General features: G+C 68.7%; 20 protein-coding genes. 6 read left to right on the forward strand and 14 right to left on the reverse strand.

What is annotated here, in order from left to right:
• The first annotated feature begins 560 nt into the window (after positions 1 to 560).
• Positions 561 to 2,948, forward strand: a complete 2,388-nt coding sequence (locus ACZ7KI_RS06260; protein ID WP_470272175.1) for a LamG-like jellyroll fold domain-containing protein — start codon at positions 561 to 563, stop codon at positions 2,946 to 2,948.
• A 126-nt stretch (positions 2,949 to 3,074) separates the two neighbouring features.
• Positions 3,075 to 4,115: an enoyl-CoA hydratase/isomerase family protein gene (locus tag ACZ7KI_RS06265; protein ID WP_470272139.1), complete on the forward strand. Its 1,041-nt coding sequence runs from the start codon at positions 3,075 to 3,077 to the stop codon at positions 4,113 to 4,115.
• Here the strand turns inward: ACZ7KI_RS06265 and ACZ7KI_RS06270 are convergent.
• Positions 4,099 to 4,809: an SWIM zinc finger family protein gene (locus tag ACZ7KI_RS06270; RefSeq protein WP_470272140.1), complete on the reverse strand. Its 711-nt coding sequence runs from the start codon at positions 4,807 to 4,809 to the stop codon at positions 4,099 to 4,101. The genes ACZ7KI_RS06265 and ACZ7KI_RS06270 overlap by 17 nt on opposite strands.
• Positions 4,802 to 7,813 carry a DEAD/DEAH box helicase gene (locus ACZ7KI_RS06275; RefSeq protein ID WP_470272141.1) on the reverse strand — a complete coding sequence of 1,004 codons (3,012 nt, stop codon included), beginning with the start codon at positions 7,811 to 7,813 and terminating at the stop codon, positions 4,802 to 4,804. The genes ACZ7KI_RS06270 and ACZ7KI_RS06275 overlap by 8 nt, the downstream gene beginning before the upstream one ends.
• A gap of 83 nt (positions 7,814 to 7,896) precedes the next feature.
• Between ACZ7KI_RS06275 and ACZ7KI_RS06280 the strand changes: the two genes are divergently transcribed.
• Positions 7,897 to 8,523 carry a YaaA family protein gene (locus ACZ7KI_RS06280; protein ID WP_470272142.1) on the forward strand — a complete coding sequence of 209 codons (627 nt, stop codon included), beginning with the start codon at positions 7,897 to 7,899 and terminating at the stop codon, positions 8,521 to 8,523.
• Positions 8,524 to 8,576: 53 nt separating this feature from the next.
• On the opposite strand, the gene ACZ7KI_RS06285 is transcribed toward ACZ7KI_RS06280, so the two are convergent.
• On the reverse strand, positions 8,577 to 9,005 hold the full coding sequence (locus ACZ7KI_RS06285) for a MarR family winged helix-turn-helix transcriptional regulator (protein ID WP_470272143.1): 429 nt from the start codon (positions 9,003 to 9,005) through the stop codon (positions 8,577 to 8,579).
• 70 nt (positions 9,006 to 9,075) lie between these two features.
• Here ACZ7KI_RS06285 and ACZ7KI_RS06290 point away from each other — a divergent pair, with 70 nt between their 5' ends.
• Positions 9,076 to 9,702: a TIGR03086 family metal-binding protein gene (locus tag ACZ7KI_RS06290; RefSeq protein WP_470272144.1), complete on the forward strand. Its 627-nt coding sequence runs from the start codon at positions 9,076 to 9,078 to the stop codon at positions 9,700 to 9,702.
• Here the strand turns inward: ACZ7KI_RS06290 and ACZ7KI_RS06295 are convergent.
• Positions 9,681 to 10,643, reverse strand: a complete 963-nt coding sequence (locus tag ACZ7KI_RS06295) for an alpha/beta fold hydrolase (RefSeq protein ID WP_470272145.1) — start codon at positions 10,641 to 10,643, stop codon at positions 9,681 to 9,683. The two genes, ACZ7KI_RS06290 and ACZ7KI_RS06295, sit on opposite strands and share 22 nt — an antisense overlap.
• Between ACZ7KI_RS06295 and ACZ7KI_RS06300 the strand changes: the two genes are divergently transcribed.
• Positions 10,624 to 11,124, forward strand: a complete 501-nt coding sequence (locus ACZ7KI_RS06300; protein ID WP_470272146.1) for a TetR family transcriptional regulator C-terminal domain-containing protein — start codon at positions 10,624 to 10,626, stop codon at positions 11,122 to 11,124. The genes ACZ7KI_RS06295 and ACZ7KI_RS06300 overlap by 20 nt on opposite strands.
• On the opposite strand, the gene ACZ7KI_RS06305 is transcribed toward ACZ7KI_RS06300, so the two are convergent.
• Complete coding sequence (locus ACZ7KI_RS06305) at positions 11,111 to 11,830, reverse strand: TetR/AcrR family transcriptional regulator (protein ID WP_470272147.1); 720 nt, start codon at positions 11,828 to 11,830, stop codon at positions 11,111 to 11,113. The genes ACZ7KI_RS06300 and ACZ7KI_RS06305 overlap by 14 nt on opposite strands.
• 81 nt (positions 11,831 to 11,911) lie before the next feature.
• On the opposite strand from ACZ7KI_RS06305, the gene ACZ7KI_RS06310 reads away from it, so the two are divergent.
• Entirely contained in the window at positions 11,912 to 13,390 is a 1,479-nt protein-coding gene (locus ACZ7KI_RS06310) for a carotenoid oxygenase family protein (RefSeq protein ID WP_470272148.1), read from the forward strand.
• A gap of 52 nt (positions 13,391 to 13,442) precedes the next feature.
• On the opposite strand, the gene ACZ7KI_RS06315 is transcribed toward ACZ7KI_RS06310, so the two are convergent.
• From ACZ7KI_RS06315 to ACZ7KI_RS06355, 9 genes are all read right to left on the reverse strand, one after another.
• Positions 13,443 to 16,205: a DUF5682 family protein gene (locus ACZ7KI_RS06315; RefSeq protein WP_470272149.1), complete on the reverse strand. Its 2,763-nt coding sequence runs from the start codon at positions 16,203 to 16,205 to the stop codon at positions 13,443 to 13,445.
• Positions 16,202 to 17,314, reverse strand: a complete 1,113-nt coding sequence (locus ACZ7KI_RS06320; RefSeq protein WP_037305392.1) for an ATP-binding protein — start codon at positions 17,312 to 17,314, stop codon at positions 16,202 to 16,204. The genes ACZ7KI_RS06315 and ACZ7KI_RS06320 overlap by 4 nt, the downstream gene beginning before the upstream one ends.
• A gap of 27 nt (positions 17,315 to 17,341) precedes the next feature.
• Entirely contained in the window at positions 17,342 to 18,712 is a 1,371-nt protein-coding gene (locus tag ACZ7KI_RS06325; RefSeq protein ID WP_470272150.1) for a VWA domain-containing protein, read from the reverse strand.
• A complete protein-coding gene (locus ACZ7KI_RS06330) occupies positions 18,709 to 20,091 on the reverse strand; it encodes a hypothetical protein (protein WP_470272151.1) in 1,383 nt (460 codons plus the stop codon). Before ACZ7KI_RS06330 ends, ACZ7KI_RS06325 begins: the two co-directional genes overlap by 4 nt.
• On the reverse strand, positions 20,091 to 20,591 hold the full coding sequence (locus ACZ7KI_RS06335; RefSeq protein WP_470272152.1) for a hypothetical protein: 501 nt from the start codon (positions 20,589 to 20,591) through the stop codon (positions 20,091 to 20,093). The genes ACZ7KI_RS06330 and ACZ7KI_RS06335 overlap by 1 nt, the downstream gene beginning before the upstream one ends.
• A 1,085-nt stretch (positions 20,592 to 21,676) precedes the next feature.
• Complete coding sequence (locus tag ACZ7KI_RS06340) at positions 21,677 to 23,053, reverse strand: GH1 family beta-glucosidase (RefSeq protein ID WP_470272153.1); 1,377 nt, start codon at positions 23,051 to 23,053, stop codon at positions 21,677 to 21,679.
• 17 nt (positions 23,054 to 23,070) lie between these two features.
• Entirely contained in the window at positions 23,071 to 23,955 is an 885-nt protein-coding gene (locus tag ACZ7KI_RS06345; RefSeq protein ID WP_044852981.1) for an ABC transporter permease subunit, read from the reverse strand.
• Positions 23,956 to 24,138: 183 nt separating this feature from the next.
• Positions 24,139 to 25,068: a carbohydrate ABC transporter permease gene (locus ACZ7KI_RS06350; RefSeq protein WP_470272154.1), complete on the reverse strand. Its 930-nt coding sequence runs from the start codon at positions 25,066 to 25,068 to the stop codon at positions 24,139 to 24,141.
• Positions 25,068 to 26,348 (reverse strand): ABC transporter substrate-binding protein, encoded by a 1,281-nt coding sequence (locus ACZ7KI_RS06355; RefSeq protein WP_470272155.1) that lies wholly within the window; start codon positions 26,346 to 26,348, stop codon positions 25,068 to 25,070. The genes ACZ7KI_RS06350 and ACZ7KI_RS06355 overlap by 1 nt, the downstream gene beginning before the upstream one ends.
• Between the last annotated feature and the right edge of the window lie 17 nt (positions 26,349 to 26,365).

The following is a 26,365-nucleotide window of genomic DNA, read 5'->3' on the forward strand; positions in this document are numbered from 1 at the left end:
GCAGGGAGGTCGCGAGTGGCGATTCGGGCTAGAGCCAAGAGTGTTTTAGGTACCAACGTGGTTCCGGCTGCGGTTTGATGCCAGGCCTGGGTCCGTGAAGGCCTCCTTGAGGGACTCTGGGTCCCTCAAGGAGGCCCTCACGGACTACGCGATCGCCACCGGCAGCCCCAGCAGTCACAGCGGTCGCGCATGTTAGAACCCGAATCGCCACTCACGACTTACCCCAGGGCGATTCGAGCCATTCGACGCTTTACAACGTTGTATCAACGATGTAAACAGTTTCTGACGGCTTGCCGTGGCCTGCCTCACAGTGGTCCCCCTCGGTCGCGGGGTCGTCGTTTCACGCCTGCACAGGTCCAGCGGGAGGCGCACCTCCGCCGAGGTGGCCGTCCCCGGAGAAGGGTGTCGAGCAGATGTTGTCAACGTTGTCACCGCATCGCCCCAGAGGTAAGTCCCGAAGTTCCAGGCGGTTCCGCAAGCCCCTGACCGTCGCGGTGGCCGCCATCGCGGCGTGGGCGCTGACGTCGGGTTCCGCGACGGCCGCGGAGAGCGGCTGGAAGATGGGCAAACCGCGCCTGACCACGCCGTGGACCAACCAGGTGTCGCCTTCCCACGCGCTGCCCGAGTACCCCCGGCCGCAACTGGTGCGCGAGAACTGGCAGAACCTCAACGGACTCTGGGAGTTCGCGGGCGCCGCTCCCGGCGAGGTCCCCCCGTTCGGCGAGCGGCTCGCCGAGAAGATCCTGGTCCCCTACCCCGCCGAATCGGCGCTTTCCGGCATCCAGCGGCACGAGGACTACATGTGGTACCGCCGCACGTTCACGGTGCCGAGGAACTGGAACGTCGGCAAGGACAACACCCTGCGGATCAACTTCGGCGCCGTCGACTACAAGGCGAAGGTCTACGTCAACGGCAAGGAGGTGGCCTCGCACCAGGGCGGCTACGGCGCGTTCTCCGCGGACGTCACCTCCGCACTGAAGCCCAAGGGAGAGCAGGAGATCATCGTCGGCGTCGAGGATCGCGCCGACGCCACCTGGCAGCCCGTCGGCAAGCAGCGACTCGTCCCCGACCGCGGCATCTTCTACGAGGGTGCCTCGGGCATCTGGCAGACGGTGTGGATGGAGCCGGTCGCGGCCCAGCACGTCGGCACGCTCGGCATGGTTCCCGACCTCGAGTCCTCCACGCTCAAGCTCACCGTCGGCACCGGCGGGAACCCCGGCCTGACCGTCGAAGCCGTGGTTCGCGACGGCCACAAGGTGGTCAGCCGCAGCAAGGCGTCCGCCTCCGGGACGATCTCGCTGCCGGTGCCCAAGGCGAAGCTCTGGACGCCGGACTCGCCCTTCCTCTACGACCTCGACGTCGAGCTGAAGAACGGGCGCCGCACCGTCGACAAGGTGTCGTCCTACTTCGGCATGCGGGAATTCGGCACCACGAAGGGCGCCGACGGCAAACTCCGGTTCACCCTCAACGGCAAGATCCTCTTCCTGCAGTCCACTTTGGACCAGGGCTACTGGCCGGACGGCATCTACACCGCGCCGACCGACGAGGCGCTGCGCTTCGACCTCGAACAGCACAAGGTCCTCGGGTTCAACACGGTCCGCAAGCACATCAAGACCGAACCCGACCGCTGGTATCACCACGCCGACAAGCTCGGCCTGCTCGTCTGGCAGGACATGCCGTCGATGCGCACCGGCGGCCGCCCGCCCGTGGATGCCCAGCAGCAGTTCAAGGCCGAACTGAAGGAACTGGTGGAGCAGAAGAAGAACTGGACCTCGATCGTCGGCTATGTACCGTTCAACGAGGGCTGGGCCGAGTGGTCGCGCAAGGAAACCGGGAAGATCGCCGACAGCGTCAAGGCACAGGACCCGACCCGGCTGGTCAACGCGCACAGCGGGGTCAACTGCTGCGACTCCCTCGGCGACTCCGGCAGGGGTGACGTCATCGACTGGCACGCCTACCCGGGACCCGCGAAGCCGATGCCCGACGGCAAGCGGATCTCGATCGACGGCGAACACGGCGGCTATGGTCTCGAGGTCAAGGACCACATGTGGTTCGGCGAAGGCCACGCCTACGAGATGGTGAAGGACCAGGCGACCCTGAACAGCCGCTACGTCCAGAACCAGCGTGACGTGCTCACGTCGGCGCAGAGCTGTGGCATCAGCGGCTCGATCTACACGCAGATCACCGACGTCGAACACGAGGTCAACGGCTTCTTCACCTACGACAGGCAAGTGAAGAAGATGGACTTCGCGCAGGTACGCGCGGTCAATCAGGCGATCATCCGTAACGCCGACGGCAGCGGCTCCGGCGCACCCGACCCGGGACCCGGCACACCTGGACTCACTGGCGTGCACGCCTACAAATTCAATGAGGGCACCGGGTCCCGGGCCGCGGACTCGGTCGGCAGCGCGCACGCCACGCTGACCAACGCGCAGTGGGCAGGCGGGGTCCAAGGCGGTGCGCTGGCCTTCGCGGGTAACGGGCAGGCCGACACCGGCGCCGGCCTCGTCGACACGGCGGGCAGCTACTCGGTCTCGGCGTGGGCGAAGCTGGACGAGGCGAGCGGCGCGTTCCAGACCGTCGTCAGCCAGGACACCGGCCGCGACAGCGCGTTCTTCCTGCAGTACTCCGGGCAGGACCAGCGGTGGGCGATGAGCTTCGTCGGTCTCCGCGCCCTCTCGCCGGAGAAGCCGGAAGTCGGTCGCTGGTACCACCTGACCGGGGTCCGCGACGCCAAAGCGGGCACGTTGTCGCTCTACGTCGACGGCAAGAAGGTCGCCTCGCAGAACGCCTGCTCCGCCGCACAGAGCACCGGCCACACGGTGATCGGCCGCGGTCAGTACGGCGGTCAGCAGGTCGACTTCCTGCGCGGCGCGGTCGACGACGTCCGGCTCTACGACCGGTCACTGTCCGACGCCGAGGTCGCGACGCTCGCCAAGCGCGACTGAGGCGGACCACGCGGCTCCGTGAAGGCCTCCTTCCCTACTCTCAAGGTAGGGAAGGAGGCCTTCACGGTGGTCAGCCCACCTCGGATTACTCGGACGTCCTACTTTAGGATGTCCGCAGGAGGCTTCATGAACGACGTCCTGTTCTTCGTCCACAGTGGAATCGGCCGGATCACCCTGAACCGGCCGCGCGCGCTCAACTCGCTGAACCACGACATGGTCCGCGCCATCACCGAGCGCCTTGAGGCATGGCGCGCCGATCCCGCGGTCCACGCCGTGCTGATCGACGGCGCCGGCGAGCGCGGGCTCTGCGCGGGCGGCGACATCCGCGCCATCTACGAGGACGCCCGCGGCGGCGGTTCCGCGTCGCTGCGGTTCTGGGCCGACGAATACCGCTTGAACGCGCTGATCTCGCGCTACCCCAAGCCGTACCTGGCACTCATGGACGGGCTCGTCATGGGCGGCGGGGTCGGCGTCTCCGCGCACGGCAGCCACCGGATCGTCACCGAACGCTCCCGCGTCGCCATGCCCGAGGTCGGTATCGGTTTCGTCCCCGATGTCGGCGGCACGTACCTGCTGTCCCGTACGCCAGGACAGCTCGGCACGCATATCGCCCTCACCGCGGGGTCGATCAGTGGATCCGACGCGATCCACTGTGGACTCGCCGACCACTTCCTGCGCAGTGAAAGGATTCCCGACCTGCTCGACGCGCTCGCGTCACACACACCGGACGCCGCGCTGGAGCTGATCAACGAATCCGCGCCGCCGAGCGAACTGGCCGCCGACGCGGAATGGATCGACCATTGCTACGCGGCGAACGTGGTCGAGGAGATCCTCTCCCGGCTCCACGCCGGAGGCGACGCGGCGGCCACCACCGCCAAGGAGATCGAAGCGAAGTCACCCACCGCCGTGAAGGTGACCTTGCGCGCGCTCCGCACCGCGGCCGCGCTACCCGATCTGGAAACCGTGCTGGCACAGGAATACCGCGTCTCGCACCACGCGTTCTCCTCGGCCGAGTTCGCCGAGGGGATCCGCGCGCAGATCATCGACAAGGACCGCTCCCCGCGCTGGTCCCCCGCGACACTGTCCGAAGTGGACGACGCTGTGGTCGATTCCTACTTCGCCGATCTCGGGGACGCCGAACTGAGGTTCTTCACTCCTGACCGGTGAGCGCCCGGTACAGCGGCCGGAGCAGTTCGGTGACCGAGGTTCCGTCCACCGTCGCCGCGAGCGGTGATACCTCGCCGAGCAGTCCCAGCGCGGCCCCGGCCGGTGGCTGCCGCTTGGCCGCCCTCGTGACGTCACCCGCCGGGCCCCAGCCGAAGAAGTCGTCCATGACTTCGGCGAGGCCAGGTGTCTCCGTGCCCGTGGGCGGCGCCGTGATCCTGGCGCCCGCCTGCCGTCCGATCTCTTCGAGCAGGGTGGTCCGGTCACGCCCGCGGAGGGTGAACATCGCGAACGGATCGCCGTCGGTCTCGTCCACCAAGGCGATCAGGCCCGCGACGAGGTGATCGCACGGGACCTTCGTACCGGGGCACGTGCAGTCCAGCGACAACTCCCTCGTTTCCGGGAACAGCGGCACATCCTCCGCGAGGAAGAAGCGTTCGATGTCGTCCGGAACCCGCCCGTCGAGCAGCGCCGCCGTCGTCACCTCGTCCTCGACGACGGCAGCGGTCACCGCCGTCCACACCTGCTTGCCGAACGTCGGAAGTCCGATGCGGACCTCGTAGAACCGCTGCCGCGTCACGCGCACCTGGGCGACCGCGGCGCCGGGCCCGACGACGAGGGTGTCGACGCGACAAGGCGGTACAAGTCCTTTGTGGACGCCGAGTTCGTCGAGGGTGCGACGGAATCGGTCAGTCATCGGCCGCCTCCCGTCCCAACGCGAAGACCTCCCGCAGTGAGTCGGTGGACAGGCCGGTGAGCCAGTCTTCGCCATCGGTGACGACCATTCCGGCCAGCGACTCCTTCTTGGTGATGACGGCGTCGATCCGTTCCTCGATGGTGCCGGGGCAGACGAACTTCCGCACCTGGACGCTCCGCCGCTGACCGATGCGGAAGGCACGGTCGGTGGCCTGTTCCTCGACCGCCGGATTCCACCAGCGGTCCAGATGCAGGACGTGGGTGGCGGCGGTGAGGGTCAGCCCCGCTCCCCCGGTCTTCAGCGACGCCAGCAGGATCGGTGGTCCGGTGCCGGATTGGAAATGTTCGACGATCGAATCCCGGCGCTGCTGGGACAACCCGCCGTGCAGAAACGCGATCTTCGCGTTCAGCCTGCTCGACAGATGCGGCACGAGCAGATGTCCGAACTCGGCGTACTGCGTGAAGCACAGCGCGCGGTCGCCCGAATCCAGGATCTCCGCGAGGAGTTCTTCGAGCCGGTTGACCTTTCCGGAGCGGTTTTCCAGCGGCGAGCCGTCGTGCAGCAGATGCGCGGGATGGTTGCAGATCTGTTTGAGCTTGGTGATCGCGGCGAGGATGTTGCCGCGCCGTTTGACCCCGGCGCTGTCGGTGATCTTGGTCATCATCTCGTCCACGGTCGCGCGGTAGAGCGTCACCTGCTCGCGCGTGAGGCGATATTCCTGGACGATCTCGATCTTCTCCGGCAAATCCACGAGCACGGTGGGGTCGTTTTTGAGACGGCGCAACAGGAAAGGCCGGGTGAGCCGGCGCAGTTCGGTGGCCGCGGCCAGGTCGCCCCGGCGTTCGATGGGTACCTCGAACCGCTCGCGGAATTCTTGCCTGCCACCGAGTACGCCGGGATTGAGCAGATCCGAAAGCGACCAGAGATCGGCGAGCCGGTTCTCCACCGGCGTGCCGGTCAGTGCGACCCGGTGGCCCGCCGGGATCCGCCGCAGCGCCTGCGCCGGACCGGTGTTCTGGTTCTTGACCGCCTGCGCCTCGTCGAGCACCAGCCGGTGCCATCGGGTGCCCGCGAGTTCGTCGGCGTCCCGGGCCGCGGTCGAATAGGTGGTGACGACGAGATCGGCGGCCGCGACGCGCGCGGCCAGCCGGGCGCTGTGGTCCCGCGCGGCCCCGTGATGGATGGTCACCCGGAGATCGGGGGCGAACTTGGCCGCCTCCCGCTGCCACGTCCCGAGCAAGGACATCGGGCAGACCAGCAGCGTCGGTCCGCATTCGGCGCGGGTCCGCTCGATCGCTTCGAGCGCGAGAAGCTGGATGGTCTTGCCGAGCCCCATGTCGTCGGCGAGACAGGCACCGAGCCCGATCGACGCCATGAACGAAAGCCAGGCGACGCCTCGTTCCTGGTAGGGCCGCAGGGTTGCCAGGAAACTCGGCGGCGGCTCGACCGGTTCGATGACGCGGTGGACCCGCCCGGCGAGGAAATCATCGATCCAGCCGTCGGTCGTCACCTCGGTGACCGGCAAGGGCGTGTCGTCGAATCCGTGGAGCAGGGCGAGCAGCTCCGCCGGGGTGGGCAGCGGCGGCTTCTCGCGGTCCGGGTCGCGGCGCAGATACTCGAGACCGGCGCGCAACAGCTCGGGATCGACGCTCACCCACCGGCCGCGCAGCCGCACCAGTGACGACTTCGCGGCGGCGAGGCCGGCCAGTTCCTCGTCCGTCAGCGCGTCCTCCCCGACGGCGAGCGACCAGCGGTACGAGGCGAGCTGGTGACGGCCGAGCCGGTACACGGCGGCCTGGTCGACGGGCGCGCCGCGGACGGACAGTTTGAGCGCGAGCTTGCGCTTGCCGCCCCAGCTCGCCGGGAGTTCGACGTCGAAACCGGCCGCGACCAGCCGCTCCGCGCCACCGTCCAGGAAATCGACGGTTTCGGCGACGGTGAGGTCGTAGATGCCCGGCTTCTCCGTTTGGACCGCTGGAGCGAGCAGCGGCAGCACCCCCGCGGCACGCCCCAGCTCGGCGGCGAAGAGCCCTTCGGGGTCGGTGAACCGCGCGCCCGCCTTGCCCGACCAGACGTCTTCGGCCGGGAGAAGAAGGCTCGGATCGGCTGTGGAGCGCAGGAGGAACCGCAGCTGCCACTTGGTTCCGTCGCCGGTCTGGTCGTCGGGATCGTCGACCGGGCCGTACAGGGTGGGCACCTCGTCGAGCCGGATGCAGACGGTGCCCTCGGTCAGGTCGGTGTCGGTGACCGCGTCCCAGGCCGCGATACCCTCGGCGACGATCCCCATCCGTCCCGGCGCTTGGCCGATCCGGTCGTCGGCGCTCTTCAGCGCGTGGAGCCACGATCCGAACGGTCCTTCGCGCCCGTCGCTCTCCGTGGCGTGGCCGGCGGCGGCCAGCCGATCACGGACGGCGGCGTCGACCAGGCTGTGGAGCGCGTCGGTGACGAGCGCCGCCGGATCCGGTTCGGTGTGTTCGGCCCGGCCGACCGGCGGGGTGGCCGCGATCAGTGCCCGGAGCGCGACCGCGTCGCCGCCTCTGGCCACCGGCCGCCAGCGCGCTCGCGCCACGATCTCGGTCCGCACGAGGGTGGGCAGCACCCGGCCGCGGCGCACGAGATCGTCCGCGAACCGGGCGATGGCGCGAAGGTGCCGGACAGAGGTGCCGTAGCGGACCGAGTCGACCGGATCGTCCAATTCGGACGGATCGATCAGGATCGCGGGCACCGACCAGGGCTCCAGCGACAGTTCCTGCTGAGGACGGCCGCGGACACCCAGTTCGGGCGAGGCGACGGGGCCACCACGTCGCGACGGCAACAGCAAGGTGGCCGACGCCGGCTTGCCCGGATGCAGCGCGGTCAGGTCCGCCACCGACGCCGCGAAGGGATGCGGCCGGGCCGAACTCGACGGCCGCATCGACGTCGTCGCGGGCCGGTCAGCGTGCTCACCCCACAGCACGATCCCCCGGCGAGGGGACCACAGGCCGTGCACGACGAGTGGCGGCATGTTCCCCCTTTCCGTGGTCGTCCTCCCAGCATGCCCGTACCCGATCAGCGTCCGGTCAGCGCCTCACCGGATAGGATTCCCCGGTGGAACCAGCCGCCGCTCTGAACGCGATCGATCCGCGCACCGCGCTGACGATCCTCGGCTGTTCGAAGAGCAAGACCCGCGGTGGGGACGCTCCGGAGACCGGCACCGGCTGGCCCGAACCGATGCTGCGCGCCCGTGCCGACGTCCTGGCGCGCTCGAAGGTCGACGAGCGAGGCCTGCGACCCGCGTGGCTCCGCTACAACGGTCACTTCTACCGGAACGTGGGCAGCGCGCTCGGCGAAGCCGTCGGCAACGGGCGGACCCTCATTCTCAGCGGTGGCTATGGCGTCCTGCGGGCCGACGAGCCGATCTCCTACTACGACCGGAAGCTGCGGCTCGGCGACTGGCCGTCCGGTGTGCTCGAACGCGCCATCATCGAGGAAACCCGGCGCGCCGGTGCCACGCGAGTGGTCACGTTCGTGTCCTCGAGCGCCGACTACGCCAAGCTGGTGCGACGAGTCCCCTGGGCCGACGCGGAGATCGACGCCCTGCTGGTGACGATCGACTTCCATGGCGGCGGGGCTCAGCTCGAGGTACCCCGGCGGCTGGCCCAGGCGTTCAGCGCTTGGTGGCGGGGTTCGCCGTCGGACTACCCGCCGGGCATGGTCACCGAAGCACTGAGCTGAGCGAGCGCGACCTCGGCATCCAGCACGCCCCGAAGACTCGGGCAGTCCCGGCCTCAGGGACCTGACACCTCGGACAGCACACGCGCGGCGCGGAGGAACGCCTTGCGGTCACCAACGGGCAATCGCTCCAGCAGCTGCTCCTCCTGCTCCTGAATCCGCGCCTGAGCCGACCGGCGGGCGGTGCGCCCCGCGTCGGTGATCTCCAGCAGCCGGACCCGGCGGTCGTTCGGATCCGGCTCGCGGTTGATCAGCCCATCCTCCTGAAGCTGGTCGAGGGTGCCGATGATCCGCGTCTTGTCGGCGCCGATCGCCTTCGCGAGCGCGGCCTGCGCGCGGACGGGTCCGTCGTCGAGCGCGCTGAGCACCACGTAGCCCCACATGGTCAACCCGTGCTCGGCCAGCACCGGCGACTCGGCCGCCATCAGCCGTCGCATCAGCCTGCCGAGCATCGCCGCGAGATCCGGCCTCCGCTCCTCCGCCATGCGCAGACCATACCGACCCGGTCCGCGAATCCTGTTGACGAACTCATATGCATGTGTAGATGATATGCGCATGCACACCAACGAGCTCCGCTTCCTCGACGCCGTCGCGACCCGCAAGAGCCTCGACCTCGTCGAGCGCATCACCCCCGAAGACCTGACCAAGACGACGCCGTGCGCTTCCTGGACCTTGCACGGCCTCCTGTCCCATATGGCCACCCAGCACCACGGCTTCGCCGCCGCGGCCGACGGCGACGGCGCGGATCCCGCCCACTGGCGCACGATCCGGCTCGGTGAAGATCCCGTCGCCGACTACCGCGCGTCGGTCAATCGGGTGCTGAGCGCCTTCGCCGTCCACGACCTCGAAGACCGCAAGTTCACCCTTCCGGAGTTCGCCGCCGACTTCACCTTCGCCGCGGACAAGGCCCTGGGCTTCCACTTCATCGACTACGTCGTGCATTCCTGGGATGTGGCCAAGACCCTGGGCCTGCCCATCAGCTTCGAGAAAGAGGTGCTCGACGTCGCACTGAAGCTCACGGAGTCGATTCCCGACGGAGAGAACCGCGTCGCGCCGGGAGCCGCTTTCGGGCCGGCCGTCCAGACGACCGGAACGTCTACTTTGGACACGATTGTGGCGATGCTCGGACGATCCCCGTCGTGGCCGGACCCCGCACCGAGTCAGTCCGCCGCGTCGGCGTGACGTTCCCGCGCCGCCTCGAGAATCCGGGCGGTGACGAGTTCCGGCTTCTCGAGCGACAGCCCGTGCGTGGTCTTGGGCACGACCTCGACACGAATGTGCGAGCTCAGTGACGCGAGCCGCGTAGCTACCTCGCCGGCGTCGTGGATGACACTGCGTTCGGCGACGACGATCCGGGTGGGCACGTCGATCGACGCCAGCTCGTCGTCGTCGAACAGGTGCATCTCGGGCAGTTGATCCTTGTATTTGAGGGCGGCGAAGAGGAGGGGGCGCACGCTGTGCCGCACCTCCGGATCCCCCGAGGCGATCAGCCGGAGGACCCACTTCGGCAGGAACCAGCGGAAGATCTCCCCCAGGCTCCACCAGATGAAGCTCCGGCCGATCACCCCGAACCCGGACGCCTCGAAGGTGACGACACCGGCGATGCGTTCGGTGTTCCGGGAAGCGAGATTGAGCGAAAGCCAGCCACCACGCGAAACGCCGGCGAGGTAGGCCTTGTCGTGGCCGGAACCGGCGAGGACACCGTCGAGCACCTCCGAGAGCCAGTCCGCGCAGTCTTCGGAGTTCTCGAGAGGAGCTGTCTGCACCGACCGGCCCGGTTCGCCGAGCGTGTCGACGGCGTAGATCCGGTGCCGCTGGGCCAGTTCGGCGATATGCGGATACCGCGACAGCGAGGTGCCCCGACCTCCCGGCAGGAGCACGATCGGCGTGCCCCGCTCGGCGCCACACCGCCGGACCCTGGTCGGGCCGAACCTGGTTCCGATGTCCAGCTCCTCGGCGGGAACCGGCCATCTCCGCAGGATGTCGTCGTAGACGGCGAAGAACCCGAAACGTGTGGACCACCAAGAGCGCAGGCGCGAGATCGCGGAAGCGCTCTTCCGGATCGCCGCCGCCCAGGGCCTGCAAGCGGTCACGCTGCGTGCGGTGGCCGCGGAGGCTGGCATTTCGATGAATCTGGTCCAGTACTACTTCCCGACCAAGGAGGAGATGCTGCGGTTCGCCTGGCAGCGAATCGTCGAGCTGACCGGGGAGATCGCCGGCGAGAGCATCGGACAGGCGATGAAGACCGGCGACGAACGCGCGATCGTGCGGGCCTACCTGACCGGCGTCCTGCCCACCGACGACCGCGGCCGCATGCTGGCCGCGGTCCAGATCGCCTACTTCGCCGTCGATGTCACCCGGGGTGGCCAAGCACCGGATCAGGAGGCGTTGTTGCCCCATCTGGTGCGAGCACTCGCCGGACTACCGCGGCAGGCACAGGCGAAGGGCGCCGTTCCGGCACACCTCGACCCTCACCGGGAGGCGGACACCCTCGCGACCATGTCCGCCGGGCTCCTCACCGGGATCCTGGTCGACGCCTACACCACCGAACAGGCGGCGAAGATCGTCGACTACCGGCTCGGCGGCCTGTTCACCGGCGGCTGACGAGCGCCTCGATGCCGTCCAGGATGCGACCGAGACCGAACTCGATATCGTCGTCCTCGACGCCTTCTTCACCGTAAGCCTCGCCGGAGACCACAGCGGCGACACGCGAGTAGCCCCGTTCCTCGAGACGCGGTCGCAGGAATTCACTCACCGCCTGAACCCGCTCGGGTGAACTGGCGTGCACATCGCGCAGCAGGGCGGCAGTACTGCGCACCCAGCCGTCGACCAGCACCGCGCAACCGACCACGTCAGCGGTGCTCAGCCCTGAATCCGACATCCCGTCGAGGAAGTTTTCCAGCCAGCCCAACAGATTCGGCGTCGTCGGCGCGCTGCGCACCGGCAGTTCGATCAGCCAGGGATGACGGCGGCAGCGGTCAAGGAGCGCGTGGGCCCAGGCGGTGACCGCGGCACGCCAATCACCGGACACCGGCTCAGGCGGCGGCCCCCACGCGGCTTCGGCGACGAGGACGAGCAGTTCCTCTTTCGAACTCAGGTAGCGATAGAGCGCGTTGGCGGTGACGCCGAGGCGTTTGGCGATCGACGGCATGGACAGTGCCGCGAAGCCCTCGGCGTCCGCCTGCGCGATGGCCGCGTCGACGATCTGCTCAAGGCTGTATCCCGGTTTCGGCCCGCGCCGGGGCGCCGGGGCCTGCCCCCAGGCCAGCGCGGTGCCCGGCGGCAGCGAGTCGATCTTGTCCTCGTTCACCGGGGCATTGTTGCACTCAAAACCGGTAAAGCCATACACTGTTCATGCCATACACAGTTACTCTCGATCTTGGGGGATCACATGACCGAACCGAGCAGACGGAACGTGCTTCGCGGGGCGGCCGCGCTGGCCATCGGCGGTGTCGCCGCGACCTACGGCAGCCTTGACGCGGCCTCGGCGGCGCAAAGTCCGACGATCGAGACGGCGAAGGAGCACTACCCGTTCCTCGAAGGGGCGTTCACGCCGGTGCGGGAGGAGGTGACCGCGTTCGACCTGCCGGTCACCGGTCGCATTCCCCGGGACCTCCGCGGCCGGTATCTGCGCACCGGGCCGAACGTGCTCGGCCTCGAGGATCCACGCGCGCACCACTGGATGCTGGGTGAGGGGATGGTGCACGGCGTCCGGCTGCGCGACGGGAAGGCCGAGTGGTACCGCAACCGCTGGGTGCGCTCGTCCGGCGTCGCGGCGAAACTCGGCGAACGGTACCCGTGGCCGGTGCCCGCGGAGGACTTCGCGCCGAACACCCATGTGATCAGCCACCACGGCCGCATCCTCACCCTGCAGGAGTCCGGCGCTCCGCCGTATGAGCTCGACGGCGAGCTGAACACGCTGGGGCCGTTCGATTTCAGCGGTTCACTCGAGGGGTCGTACACGGCGCACACCAAGTTCGACGCCCAGGCCGACGAGTTGCACGCGGTGACCTATCACCCGACCTGGGATCACGTGCGGCATCTGATGGTCGACCGGACCGGCCGCGTGGTGCGGACCACCCGGATCCCGGTCACCGACAGCCCGATGATGCACGACTTCGGGCTCACCAAGAACTACGTGGTCGTCTTCGACGTGCCCGTCACCTTCGATCCACAACCGGGCAAAGTGGTGCCCTACAAGTGGAATGCCGGCCATCCCGCCCGGGTCGGGGTCATGAAGCGCGAAGGCGGACCGGTCCGCTGGTTCGGTGTTGATCCGGTGTTCTACTCGCATACGCTCAACGCCTACGAGCAGGGCTCCACCGTGGTGGTGGACCTCACCACCATGCCGGCGCCGTTCGAAGTGTCGGGCAAGCAGGGCTTCGGCGGACCGTCGGCGTCCGGCCCGCCGGTGCTGGAGCGGTGGACGATCGACCTGGCGCGTGGCCGCGTCCGGCGAAGCGTGCTCGACGACCGGCCGCAGGAGTTCCCCCGGGTCAACGAAAGCCTGGTCTCACGGCGGCACCGGTACGGCTACTCGGCCTCGCCCGGCGAGCTGTTCGACGTCTATCTCGACAAGCCTGCCGACTTCTTCGGCAACGCGCTGATCAAGCACGACCTGAACACCGGACGTTCGGAGGTACACCGATTCGGCCGGGGTGCCGACGCGAGCGAGGCCGTCTTCGTGCCCTCGGCCCGCGGCAAGTCCGAGGACGACGGCTACGCCCTCGCCTACGTGAACAACCCTGATCGCAACGCTTCGGACCTCGTGATCCTCTCGGCGCAGGACTTCACCGCGGAGCCCCTGGCCCGCATCCACCTGCCAAGGCCCGTGCCCTTGGGCTTCCACGGCAGCTGGGTGGCCGACTGACGATCGGTGGTCACCGGCGCCCCGTGCGGGCGCCGGTGACCGTCCACTCCGGTCACACGCCCGTGAGCACCTCCTCCAGTGCCGCGGCGGTCTGCGGGTACTGACCGACCAGTGCCGCACCGACCGGAGCCGAGCCGGGGGTGACCCACTCGCCGTCGCAGCCCAGCAGGTTCGCGGCGGCGTCGCAGGTCGCCGGATGCCCGGCCAGCAACGCCAACCCGGTCCCGGTGGTCTTCCTCGCCACGGCGACGGGTTCCGGTGGGGTCTTCCACGGCGGAACCCAGGCGTCGAGCGCCGCGAGACGGCCGGGAAAGAGCCGCCCGGCCTCACGGACGAGCAGCGGCACGAGTTCCGCGCCCCGGGACCGCAGTGTGGTGATCAACGTCGGCAACCACGGCAGCAGCAATCTGTCCGGAAGCTCGGCGAAGGCGTTCGATACCGCCTCGACGACAAAGTCGGCCAGCCCTGGCGCCGGTTCCAGCGCGTGGACGAACCCGCTGAGATAACGCGGATAGGCGGGCAGTACCAACGGATTCGCCAGCAGCCCGGCGCACCGCTCGCGCAACTCCGCGCGTGAGAGCCGGCCGAGCTGGACCTGGGCCGCCCACAGCAGCGCCACCTTCGACGGCTCCTGCGGATGCGACCCGGCGATCGCCAGTTCCAGCTGGGTCCGGTCACACCCCAGCGACAGGGCGAGCGCCTCCATGCTGAACAGGAAGCCCAGCATGGCGGCGACCTGCTCGACGCCGGCCTCCTCGTCGGCGAAGGCCGCCGGCAGCAGGGTGCAGTAGTGCGCGTACCCCGTCCGGACGAACTCTTCGATCCACCGGGGCAAGACCGGCTCGCTGGTCCGGTAGTGCGCCAGCAGCCGTCGCACCCGGCGCAGCACCTCCGGCGCGCCGTCGACCGTGCGTTCGGTGGCCAGCACCTCCAGTGCACGTGTGCCCAGCTCTCCCGCCAACCGGGCACTGCGCAGATAGAGCGTCGCGTCCTCGACCGCTCCGAGCACCTTCGCCGCGGTGGCCTGCGGATGGTAGGCGGCACGCCGAAGCCGTTGCTCCAGCACCTGTTCGATGCTGACGCCCTCGTAGCCCAGTTCGATCAGTGCTCGCTGGTGAGTGCCCAGCGCCAGATCCCACGATTCCTGGATCGGCCGCTCGCCGAGCCGCCGCTCCCCCATGATCGGCCGCGCCGCACCATGCGGCATCAGGTAGCGCAGCATCCACAGCAGATCGGAGCAGGCCTCCAGCTCCGGCCGTGCCGCGATGTCGAGCAGCGCCCGCTGCACCCCTCGTTGCTGCAGCTTGAGGTTCAGCGGTTCGAGCCTGTCGTGCACGTCGCGCGCCAGCGGCGGAAGCGCGTCGTAGCCGACCTGGCCGATCCGGTCGCCGCCCATCATGATCTCGACCAGGCGGCGCACGTCGCGCCTGCCGGGTACGACGTCCTTCTCGATGCAGGTGACCGCCGCGTCCTGGAAGTCGTACGGCGTCGGCTTCGCCCGGTCGCGCAGACCCGCCAGCAGGATCGACGTCTCGAACACCGCGATGGCGTCGGCGGTCGAGGACAGATACCCGTTGCGGCGCGCGGCGCGCACGATCTCGACCGACCAGCCCAGCAGCTCGGCCTCGTCCAGCCTGTCCAGAACCGGCGGCCGCCGCAGGAATCCCGTCAGCTGATCCGAGGAGACCGGATCCGCTGTGGGCTCGGGCAGCTCGGCGGCCTTCTTTCGCTTCGGCCCGCCCACCTGCCCTTCCAGCTGGAACTGCTTCACCCGGGTGCGCTTGAGGTTCTTCGCCCATTCCGTCGCCGCGATCGAAACCGATCCCCCGGCCAGCCCGAATTGCGCCTCGATCGACGCGTGGCTCGACGGGATCAGCCCGTACTGCCAGGTGCTCGCGCTGCGCGGGCTGATCACGAACCCGTCCGTGCCCTCGACGCCGAACTCCGCGACCCGGCTGGCGGCGTGGAACGCGCCGCAGACGTAGAGGCAGTCCGCGGGGTCGGCACCCGAAGCGGCGAGGTGCTCGCGCATGCGGGTCCACATGTAGCGCTCGCGGTCCTCATCCACCCGGACACGGCGAGTGTCTCCGGGAGCGAGCCGCCGGAACAGGCTGCCGATCAGGAACATGACCTGGCGATAGGTGTCATGGTCGCTGTCGCCGAGCGGCAGCTCGACGTACTGGTGCCACCACTCCGACCAGTGCCGCACCCGCCCGTGACGCAGCAGGTGTTCCTCGAGTTCGGCGAACCGGGGCCGCAGATCGCCGATCTCGACCCCGACCGCGTCACCGTGCAACGCCGCTTCCTCCTCGGCCGGCGGCGCGTCCGGATCCGCGGGCTGTTCACGCTCGTCCCACTGGAACACGTGGTCGGCGGACCGATCGACAAGGACGAGTTCGACCCCCGGGGTGTCCAGCGCGTAGGCGATCGCCTGGTACTCGGCCGAAGCCTCGGTGATCGGCGCGACCACCGACAGCGGCGCCCACTCGGCCGGGAACCCTTTCACGTCCGTCGCGAAAGCCTGTACCGCCACGGGAAGACGGCAGTTGCGCAGCTCGGTCAGCAGCGGGGCCATGTCCTCGCACAGTTCGAGGTAGACGACCTTCGGCTGCTTCTCTCGCAGCCGCCGTGCCATCGCCACGGCCGATGCCGGGGAATGGTGGCAGACCGGGAAGATCTCCAACGGCTCCCGCACCGCCCGATCGACGTCGTCGACGAGCCCGAGCAGGATGCCCTCCAGCGCGCCGGGCCCGTCGGCGAAGGCGGCCGCGGCCTCCCGTAACTGGCCGCGCAACGCCTCGAAGGCGCCGCTCACGACAGGGTGGCGATCGCGTCGCGGCCGCCGTCGAGGAACTCCGGCCAGTCCCCGCCCTCGTCCTTGCTGCGCGGTTCGACGACGCCGTGCAGGTACTTGTTGAGGATCGCCAGATCCTCCGGCTCACGACGGGCGAGGGAGCCGACGAGGGAAGACGCGAGTGTGCGGGCGGTCAAGGCGCGTTCTCCGAAGAAGTTGCTGTGCAGCACCGCGTCTTCGAGGACGCCGATCTGTTCGGCGGTGGACAAGGCCGACTCCAGCTTCTCGTCGTCGCTGCCCGCCGACGCCGCCGCGGCACGCAGGTCACCGAAGCTGCGCAGCAGCACGTCGAGCAGCGTCGGCGGCACGTCCAGCTCGATCTGGTGTCGGCGCAGCAGTTCCTCGGTGCGGAAGCGGACGATCTCCGCCTCGCTCTTCTTGTTCGTCACCACCGGGATGCGGACGAAGTTGAACCGGCGCTTGAGCGCGGAGGACAGGTCGTTGACACCGCGGTCGCGACTGTTGGCGGTGGCGATCACGGAGAACCCTGGCTTGGCGAAGACGATGCCGTCACTGTCCAGTTCCGGCACCGAGATGTACTTCTCGGACAGGATCGAGATCAGCGCGTCCTGCACATCGCTGGTGGACCGGGTCAGTTCCTCGAAGCGGCCGATCGATCCGGCCTCCATCGCGGTCATGATCGGCGACGGGATCATCGACTCGCGCGACTGCCCCTTGGCGATGACCATCGACACGTTCCACGAGTATTTGATGTGGTCCTCGGTGGTGCCCGCCGTGCCCTGCACCACGAGCGTCGAGTTGCGGGAGATCGCGGCGGCCAGCAGTTCGGCGAGCCAGCTCTTGCCGGTGCCGGGATCACCGATCAGCAGCAGCCCTCGATCGGACGCGAGCGTGACGATGGCCCGCTCGACGATGCTGCGGTCCCCGAACCACTTCTGCGAGATCTCGCGGTCGAGGCCGTCGGCGCGCTCGGCGCCGAGGACGAACAGGCGCACCATCTTCGGGGACAGGCGCCAGGCGAACGGCTTGGGGCTGTCGTCGATCGACTCCAGCCAGTCCAGCTCTTCGGCGTACTTGAGTTCGGCGGGGGCGCGCAGGACGTCGGACATGTCGTGCCTTTCGGGAAGTTCAGGAAGTCAGGAGGTGAGGAAGGTCTTGAGTTCGTGGACGAGCTTGGTGATGTGGCCGGAGATCACCGGTGTGCCGAGGTCCTTGAAGCGCTCACGGAACCACGGGTTGACGCTGCCGCGGCCGGCGCTGGTGACCGAGCCGACCGGGATGAACTTCGCCCCGGAGCGGTGGATCGCGGCCATGCTTTCGAAGAGCTGCTCGACGCGGGTCTCGTAGAAGTCGGAGATCCACACCACCACGGTGTTGGCGGGCTCGGCGATCTTCGGCTGGGTCAGCGCCATCGCGACCATGCCGTCGTTGCCGCCGCCGAGATTGGTGCGCAGCAGGGTTTCGAACGGATCGTGCACCCATGGGGTGAGGTCGAGTGCCTGGGTGTCGTAGGCGATCAGGTGAACGTCCACTTTGGGCAGTCCGGCGAAGATCGAGGCCAGTACCGCGCAGTTGACCATCGAGTCGACCATGGAGCCGGACTGGTCGACGACCGCGATGAGCCGCTGAGGCGTCGTCTTCTTCGCGGTCTGCTTGTAGTAAAGGCGATCGACGTAGAGCCGCTCCTCTTCCGGGCTCCAGTTGGTGAGGTTCTTCCAGATCGTCCGATCGAGGTCGAGGTTGCGGAACACCCGCTTCGGCGGGACCGAACGATCCACCTTGCCCGTCGAGGCCTTCTCGACCTGGGTGCGCAGGACTTCCGCGATCTCGTCGACGTAGCGGCGGATCAGCGACTTGGCGTTGGCCAGTGCCACGCCGGACAGATTGTCCTTGTCCCGCAGCAACTGTTCGATGAGCGACATACTCGGGCTGAGCTTCGCCGCGAGCGCGGGGTCGGCGAGCACCTCACGCAGATGCATCCGCTTGACGAGGTCGGCCTCGATGGCGCCGAGCTCCGGGCCGATCACCGGGAGCAGCGTGCTCAGATCGGGTGCCCCGCCCCCGCCGGTGCCTCCGAGCCCGGTCGGCGCTCCCCCGGGCCGACCGCCCCGCAGCTCACCCGGACGGCAGCCCAGCGCGCGCTCGAACCAGCCCGCGTCGGCCTGCCAAGACGACAGCTGCCCGGCGGTCACCGTGCTGGGCGCCTGAGCGAAGACGTTGAGCAGCACCTTCGACACCAGCGCCGCGCGACGCACTTCCGCGGCCTTGTCCCGGCCGTCCTCGGCTTCGGGGACCATCAGCCCGTCGAATTCGGCGACCAGCTCCGGATGACGCTGGACGATCGAGTCGACGGCGACGTTCGGGTCCAGCACCGCGGACGGGAGGCCGATGTCCTCGACCACGGCCACGCTCGCCGATTCGAGCGCGGCCTGCTCGTCGTTGTCGAAAAGGCGGGCGAGCAGACGCCAGTACAGGACCTGGCGGCGGTTGTCTTCGGGATCGGTCATTTCCGCAGCAGCCTTCCGGCGCGTTCGCGCAGTACGGCCGCGGCGTCGGTGGCCGCCTTTTCGGCTTTCAGCCCGGCCTTGTCCGTGGTGCCTCCGGCCCAGGCTCCGGCGTGCACGGCGGTGGTCTTCTTGCGCACGGTGGTTTCGACGGCGAGCGGCTGAAGCCGGAAACCACCGTCGTCCCACCGGATCAGGCCGAGACACGCGCTTGAGGTCGCGACCGCCTTCGGGGTGAGCGGACCGGCGACGGGGATGCGATCGGTGTCGACGGCGAGGTGATTTCCGGCGAAGGTGAACGCGAGTGCGTCTTCGTCACCTTCGATGCCGTAACCCTCCAGGAAGACGGGGACGGCGATCCGCGCCGGATGCCGGTCGAGTGGCACGACCGCCGGAGTGGTGGCGGTGGCCAGGGCGACTCGCGCGGTGGCGAAGGCGTCCGCGGGCTCACCGATGCGGGCCTGCTCGTCCAGCCAGAGAAGATCACCCTCCGCGGTGATCGGCATGTCGACAAGGTCCATCGAGCGGCCCTCGCTGACCGCCGCGAGCAATGACAGCCTGGGGCGCAGCAGCTGCCAGATCCCGGCGCCGATGATCGTGTCCGGCTTAGGCGCCGTCACGCTCGCGCGCACGAGCCGCGGCGCGCCGCCATCCTCCGGTTCGAACACCGCGTGGACCTGGGCTTGCGCCGCGGTCGCGTGTTCGAGCAGGTCGACGCCGAGCGGCAGAAGACGGCCGGTGACCGTAGCCATCGCGGGCGTCGCCGCGACCCCGGGCACGGTCAGCAACATCCCGCGCGACCAGAGATCAGCCCAGCGCCGAACCGGGACCCGGTCCAGCGCCGCGCCGGGACAGGACGCGGCGAGTTCCGCCGCGAAACCGTCGAGCAGGACCGCCAACCTGCGCAGGCCGGGTTCCGCGAGCAGCGCGGAGATGACCGGCGCGGACGCCGAAACGAGGTCGTGATCGATGCCTTGCCAACCGGCACGGGCCAGGTCGGAGAGCCAGGACCGGGCAGCGGCCAGCAGATTCGGCGACTCGGCCGCCTCGGCATCAGGTGCGGGCTCCTCACCGGGCGGCCGCCCGGTCGCCTCGGCCAGACGGGCGGCGAGTGCGTCGTGGACCGAACCGAACACCGCGATCCTCGCCGCGGCAAGGGAAACGAAGTGCTCCTCCCCCGCCGCACCGGCCGCTGTCTTCTCGGCCGCCTCGGCGACGCGCACGGCCAGCGGTGACCCCGCGACGGCGTCGGCCAGCTCGGTCAACCCGGCGACCTTCTGTGGCCGCAGCAAACCCCCCACAAGCACGTGATCGAAGGCGTCGACCGCCGCCAAAGCCTCGTCGAGCCCGGCGATCGGGTCGGTGAGCAGATCGATCCGCATCACACCACCGCCCTGGTCTGCGGGAACCAGTGTAGCTCCGGCACGGGCGCCGTCGACGGCTCGAATTCCAGGTACGCCAGATGCCGCAGGAACTGGCTGAACACCGACGCGGCGGCACTGTCGCCCTGAGACGGTCTGGTGGCACTCATGGCCTGCGCGATGGCCTGTCCTGTCAGTTCTTCGGCCGCGACCTCCACCCGCAGATACCGCGCGACCCGCTCGGCGCCGTATTGAAGGGCGGCTTCGTTGAGCAAGGCGAGGATGTGGTTGCAGAACATGCCCCGCGCCCCGCCACAGGGCCGATTGTTGTTGGTACTGCAGGCGAATTCATACGTGCCCGCCGCGACCGACGAGACGTACACACGCCCGATGTCCGAACCGCTGGACACCACGCCCTGCACCCGTCCGTCGGCCAGTTCGACGAAGGGGACCTTGGCGAGCTTGCGCGGACGGGCGGGTGTCAACACCCTGGCCGTGCTCGCTCTTTCCCAGTCTGACAACGCATCTTCTCCTTGCGGGGGTGCCTCGGTAGGGACTGGGAAGAACCTAGCGGGAGGCACCGACAATTCCGATCAGGTCCCCGCGACCTCGCCCGCGAGGCGTGACGGGGGCCGGTCGTGAGTGGCGATGACGGCTACTGAGCAGGTTGCCCAAAGGGGGCGTGTCCGTGAAGGCCTCCTTCCCTACGCTCAGGGTCAGGTCGCGGCAAAGTCGGGGTAGGGCTCCCTGTGCATGTCCTGCGCGAGGGTGACGGTTCAGCGGATGTTGGGATCGATGACGGAGGATTGGGGACGTCGAGTGGCCCCGATCCTCCGTTGATCAACGTCCGGTCGGCCATGACCTTCGGCAGACCCTGAGCGGACGTCCAGGCTGCCGAAGATCGGCGATGAAGGAATCAGGATCCTCAAGCGGGATGGGGTAAACGTGTCGTGGGGTGAGGGGGTGTGTGGATTTCGGGTCATCTAACGCGCAAAAATCCACACAGTGAGGGGACACTGTCCGCCGGGACCCCGGTCACCGGCACACCGCACCCCGAACCAGCACTCCCGACTTCGCCACGACCCTGACCCTGAAGGCAGGGTCTCGGCAAAGTCGCATAACTGCTGGTCGGCTCCGCCGCTAGAGCGGGACAGGGCGAACGTGTCGTGGTGGCCCCGGCGGGAGCGGGCTCACGCAAAGGGCCTCACCCGGCTCTTGACCGTCTATAAGGGACACTTTCCGGGCAAATGTGCCCGATTTGGGAGACTTGCACGGTTTCGAGAGGGGGTCGTGAGTGATTTGGGTCGTTCTAACCCTCATTATCACTCACGACCCCGCACAGAAACGTACATAGCGACACCAATCGGACATCTAATCGCCCGGTAGTGTCCTTTGTGGACAGTGAAACCTCTCCGGCGTCCAGAATCAGGCCTGCCCTAACTCAACCTCCACCACCCGATGCGTGCGGCCCCACGACAGTGCAGAAATAGTCGACCGACCCGCAAGATCTCGACTTTGCCGCGACCCTGACCCTGAAGGCAGGGAAGGAGACCTTCACGGGACAGGCAGAGTTACGCCACGTTGCCCTACCCCTCACACCACCGGCTCACGGGGTCCGGTGCGCCGCGATGTGGTCGCGGTACCAGTGGTAGCTGGCCCGCGGGGTGCGCCGCTGGGTCGGGTAGTCGACGTGCACCAGCCCGAACCGGTGTTTGTACCCGTGCGCCCACTCGAAGTTGTCCAGCAGGGACCAGCAGAAGTACCCGCGCAGGTCGACCCCCGCCGCCACGGCCGCACGGGCCGCTTCGACATGCTCCCGCAGGAAGGCGATGCGCTGGTCGTCGGCCGCCATGCCCCGCTCGTCGACGAGGTCCGGGTACACACAGCCGTTCTCGGTGACGTACATCGGCGGCAACCCGGGATACTCGTCGCGCAGACCGACCAGGGCCTCGGTCAGGCCGTCGGGCTCGACAGGCCAGCCCATACCCGTCCGCGGCACATCCGGCAGGCGGGTCGTGTCCACCCCGATGTCGGCCGCCGTGCGCCGCGCCGGGTCCGGCTCGCGGTGCGGCGCGTCGGCGACGTGGAGCCGGTAGTAGTAGTTGACACCCAAGTAGTCGAGCGGCTGGCCGATCGTCTCCAGGTCTCCGTCGCGGCGGAAGGAGAAGTCCGAGACGCCGTCGAACATCGCGGTGAGCCCGGTCGCGTACCGGCCACCGAACAGCGGGTCCGTGAACTGGCGGCGCAGCAGTGTGTCCTGCCGGGCGGCCGCGGCGATGTCCGCGGCCGACGGGGACACCGGAACCGCGGGCGATTGGTTCAGCACGACCCCGAACCGGTGCCCGGGCATCGCCTGCGCCCGCATCACCCGGATCGCCAGGCCGTGGCCGAGCAGCAGGTGGTGGGCGGCGGCGAGGGCGCCGTGCCCCTCCCGCGCGCCCGGCGCGTGCCGTCCTTCGCCATAGCCCGCGATCGCGCACGGGTACGGCTCGTTCAGCGTCGTCCACTGGTCGACGACATCGCCGAGTTCGTCGTGCACCAGCGCCGCGTACTCCGCGAACCGCTCGGCGGTGTCGCGCGCACGCCAGCCGCCTTCGTCCTCCAAAGCCTGTGGCAGGTCCCAGTGGTACAGCGTCAGGAACGGCTCGATTCCCCGCGCCCGCAACGCTTCCACGACGCGCCGGTAGAAGTCGATCCCCCGCTGTTCGACACGGCCGCGCCCGGACGGCTGGATCCGGGGCCAGGACACCGAAAACCGGTAGGAGTCGACGCCGAGGCCGGTGAGCAGGTCGAGATCGCGCGGCCAGAGGTGGTAGTGGTCCGCCGCCGGTTCGCCGGTGTCACCGCCCGCCACCGCGCCGGGCACGGTGGCGAAAGTGTCCCAAATGGACGGTCCGCGTCCGTCGGATCGGGTGGCGCCCTCGATCTGGAACGCCGAGGTGGCGACGCCCCAGCGGAAGCCGGGCGGGAAGGTGGATGTCACGGTCAACTCCGGGAGGGTCAGCCCTTGAGCGCGCCCTGCATGATGCCGCCGACGATCTGGCGGCCGAACAGCAGGAACACGACGAGGACGGGGATGGTGCCGATGGTCGCGGCGGTGAGCACGAGGGTGTAGTCGGTGGTGTAGCCGCTGGCCAGGGTGGACAGTGCGGTTTGGACGGTCGGGTTCTCCGGCACCAGCACCACCAGTGGCCAGAAGAAGTCGTTCCACGCCTGCATGAAGGTGAACAGGCCGAGTACCGCCGCCGCCGGGCGGGCGGTGGGCAAGGCCACGTGCCAGAACAGCCGCAACGACCCGCAGCCGTCCATCCGCCCGGCCTCCAGCAGCTCCAGCGGCAGCGCCCGCTCGAAGTACTGGCGCATGAAGAACACGCCGAACGCGGTGACCAGGCCGGGCACGATCACCGCTTCCAGCCGCCCGGCCCAGCCGAAATCGGCCATCATCATGTAGAGCGGGACGACGCCCAGTTCGGTCGGGATCGCCTGGGTGGCGACCACGAGGAGCAGCAGCGCGGTCCGCCCCCGGAAGCGCATCTTGGCGAAGGCGAACCCGGCGAGCGTCGAGAACAGCACCACCGAAACGGTGATGGTGCCCGCCACGATGAGCGAATTCCCCAGTGCCAGTGCGAAATCCGTCTCGTCGAAGACGCGGGCGATGTTCTCGAACAGGTGCCCGCCGGGTACCAGAACCGGCGGCACGCTGCCGACGGCCTCCGGGGTCTGCGACGAGACGACGAGCGACCAGTACACCGGGAAGGCGGAACCGGCCAGGATCGCGATCAGCGCGGCGTAGGTCCACGGGCTCGCGACCCGCCGCACGAGCCGCCGGGCCCGCCCGGGCGAGACCGGCGGCGCGGGCGCGGCGGGAGTCAGCACGGAGGTCATATCGCTCCTCAGAGTCTTTTGGTGAACCCGCGTCCGCGATCGACGTCGGCAGGGCGCTGCCTGGCAGAACACGTCGCGGTGGGCAAAGAGGGCGCCCTGCCACCGCGATAGCGGGGCCTACGGCCAGGGCGGGTTCACGCGTTTGGTCACTTTTGAGGCACATCTTCAGCTCCGCCGACAAGCTCAGTCCGTTTGGATGCGCCGGGTCACCAGGTATGACACGCCCGCGACGAGCATCGTCGCGACCGCCAGCACCAGTGCGATCGCCGAGCTGTAGCCGAAGTCGTACTTGGTGAAACCCTGCTCGTAGAGGTAGAGCGCGGCGGTCTGGAACTGCCGGTCGGAGCCACCGGTCGCGGCGGCGGTGCCGGGGTTGAACAGCAGCGGCTCGGCGAGCAGCCGCATGTTCCCGGTCGTCGCGATCACCGTCGAGAAGATGATCTGCGGCCGCAGCAACGGCACGGTGATCCGCCAGAACTGCTGCCACCCGCGGGCGCCGTCGAGGGTGGCGGCCTCGTACATGGCCGACGGGATCGCCTGCATCGACGCGAGGAAGATCAGCGCGTGGTAGCCGGTCCAGCGCCACACCACCATCGCCGCGATGGCGGTGTGCGAGCTGGCGGTGCCCGCCTGCCAGTCGATCTGGCCGGCGCCGAACCAGCTCAGCACCCAGTTGACGAGGCCGAAGTCCCGGCCGAACAGCTGCGCGAAGATGATCGTCACCGCCGCCACCGAGGTGATGTTCGGCAGGATCATCCCCATCCGGAACAGCGTCCGCCCGCGCAGCCTGCGGTTGAGCAGGTGCGCGATGCCGAGCGCGAACAGGATCTGCGGGATCGTGGTCAGCAGCCACAGGCTGACCGTGTTCCCCATCGCGTTCCAGAAGTACGGGTCGTGGAACAGCAACTGTTCGTAGTTCCCGAAACCGATGAACGTGGCGCCCTCGGCGTCGAGCAGGTTGCGCTGCTGCAGCGACACGAACGCCGTGTAGAGCAGCGGGAACAACCCGAAGACACCGAAGATCAGGAAGTACGGGCTGATGAAACCGAACGGTGAGAGCTTGACGTCCCAGTGGTGCCGCCGGTCGGCGAAGCTCAGCGTCTTTTCCGCCATCACTTGATCTTCGCGACGTCACCGACCAGCTGCTGCCACGCCGCCGCGCCGTCCTGCTTGCCCTGCTCGACGCGCTGCATCGCGCTGCCGAACTCCGTCTGCACGTCACCGGCCTTCGGGCCCTGGTACTGCGGCTTCAGCTTCTTCGCCGCGTCGGTGAAGAGCTTGCCGACCGGCGCGTCCGAGAAGAACGGGTTCGTGTAGCCGGTGATCTTCGGGTCGTCGTAGAGCGACGGCGTCGAGGGCAGCAGGCCCTGGCTGGTGAAGACCTTCGCCTGCTGTTCGGGCGCGGTCAGCCACGCGGCGAGCTCGGCGGCCTCCTCGGTGTGCTTGCCCTGCTTGGGGACCGTCAGGTACGAGCCGCCCCAGTTGCCGCCCCCGCCGGGCACGGTCGCGACGTCCCACTTGCCCGCCGTGTCCGGCGCCTGGTCCTTGATCTTGGTCATCATCCAGGCGGGGCAGGTGACGGTGGCGAACTGGCCCTGGGTGAAGCCGGTGTTCCAGGTCGGCGTGCTGTAGAGCAGTCCGGCGCTCAGGTTCGCCTTGACGGCGTCGACGACGAGGTCCCAGCCCTGCCGCAGCGCCTGGTTGCCCTCCAAGACGATCTTGTCGCTCTGGTCGTAGTACCCGACCGGCGCCTGGCCGACGATCGCGTTCAGCACGGTCGGGCCGCCGTCCATCCACTTGACCCCGTCCGGCGCCTTGGCCTGGAACCGCTTCCCGGCGTCGAAGAACGCCTGCCAGGTCGGCCAGAGCGCGGAGACGGCCTCACGGTCGGCGGGCAGCCCGGCGTTCTGGAGCAGGTCACGGCGGTAACAGATGGCCAGGCCGCCGACGTCGGTGCCGTAGCCGATCTGCTGTCCGCCCTTGGCCAGCGACGCCGACCATTTCCAGTCCAGCCAGCGGTCCTTGAGCTTGTCGCCGCCGACGGTGTTGAGGTCGACGAACTTCTCCGGCGTGGCCTTGAACTGCGCGACGTACCCGGTGTCGACCGCCTCGATGTCCGCGGCTCCGCCGCCGGTGGCCAGATGCGCGGCGATGTTCTTGTGGTGGTCGGAATAGGCCGCGGTCCGCTCGGTGATCTCGATATCGGGATGCGCCGCCTGGTACTCCTTGATCAGGTCGCTGTAGCCGAAGTTGCCGAACAGGCCGAGGCTGAGCTTGATCTTGCCGCCGCCGGCGCCGCCGTCACCGCAGGCGCTCAGCGCGGTGACCGCGGCCAGGGTGACGCACACCCCGGCGAGCAGGCGGGTACGGCGGTTCCTCGTTTTCGGGCGCATGAGATCTCCGTTGTTCT

It is taken from the genome of Amycolatopsis sp. NPDC039088 (genome assembly GCF_055598845.1).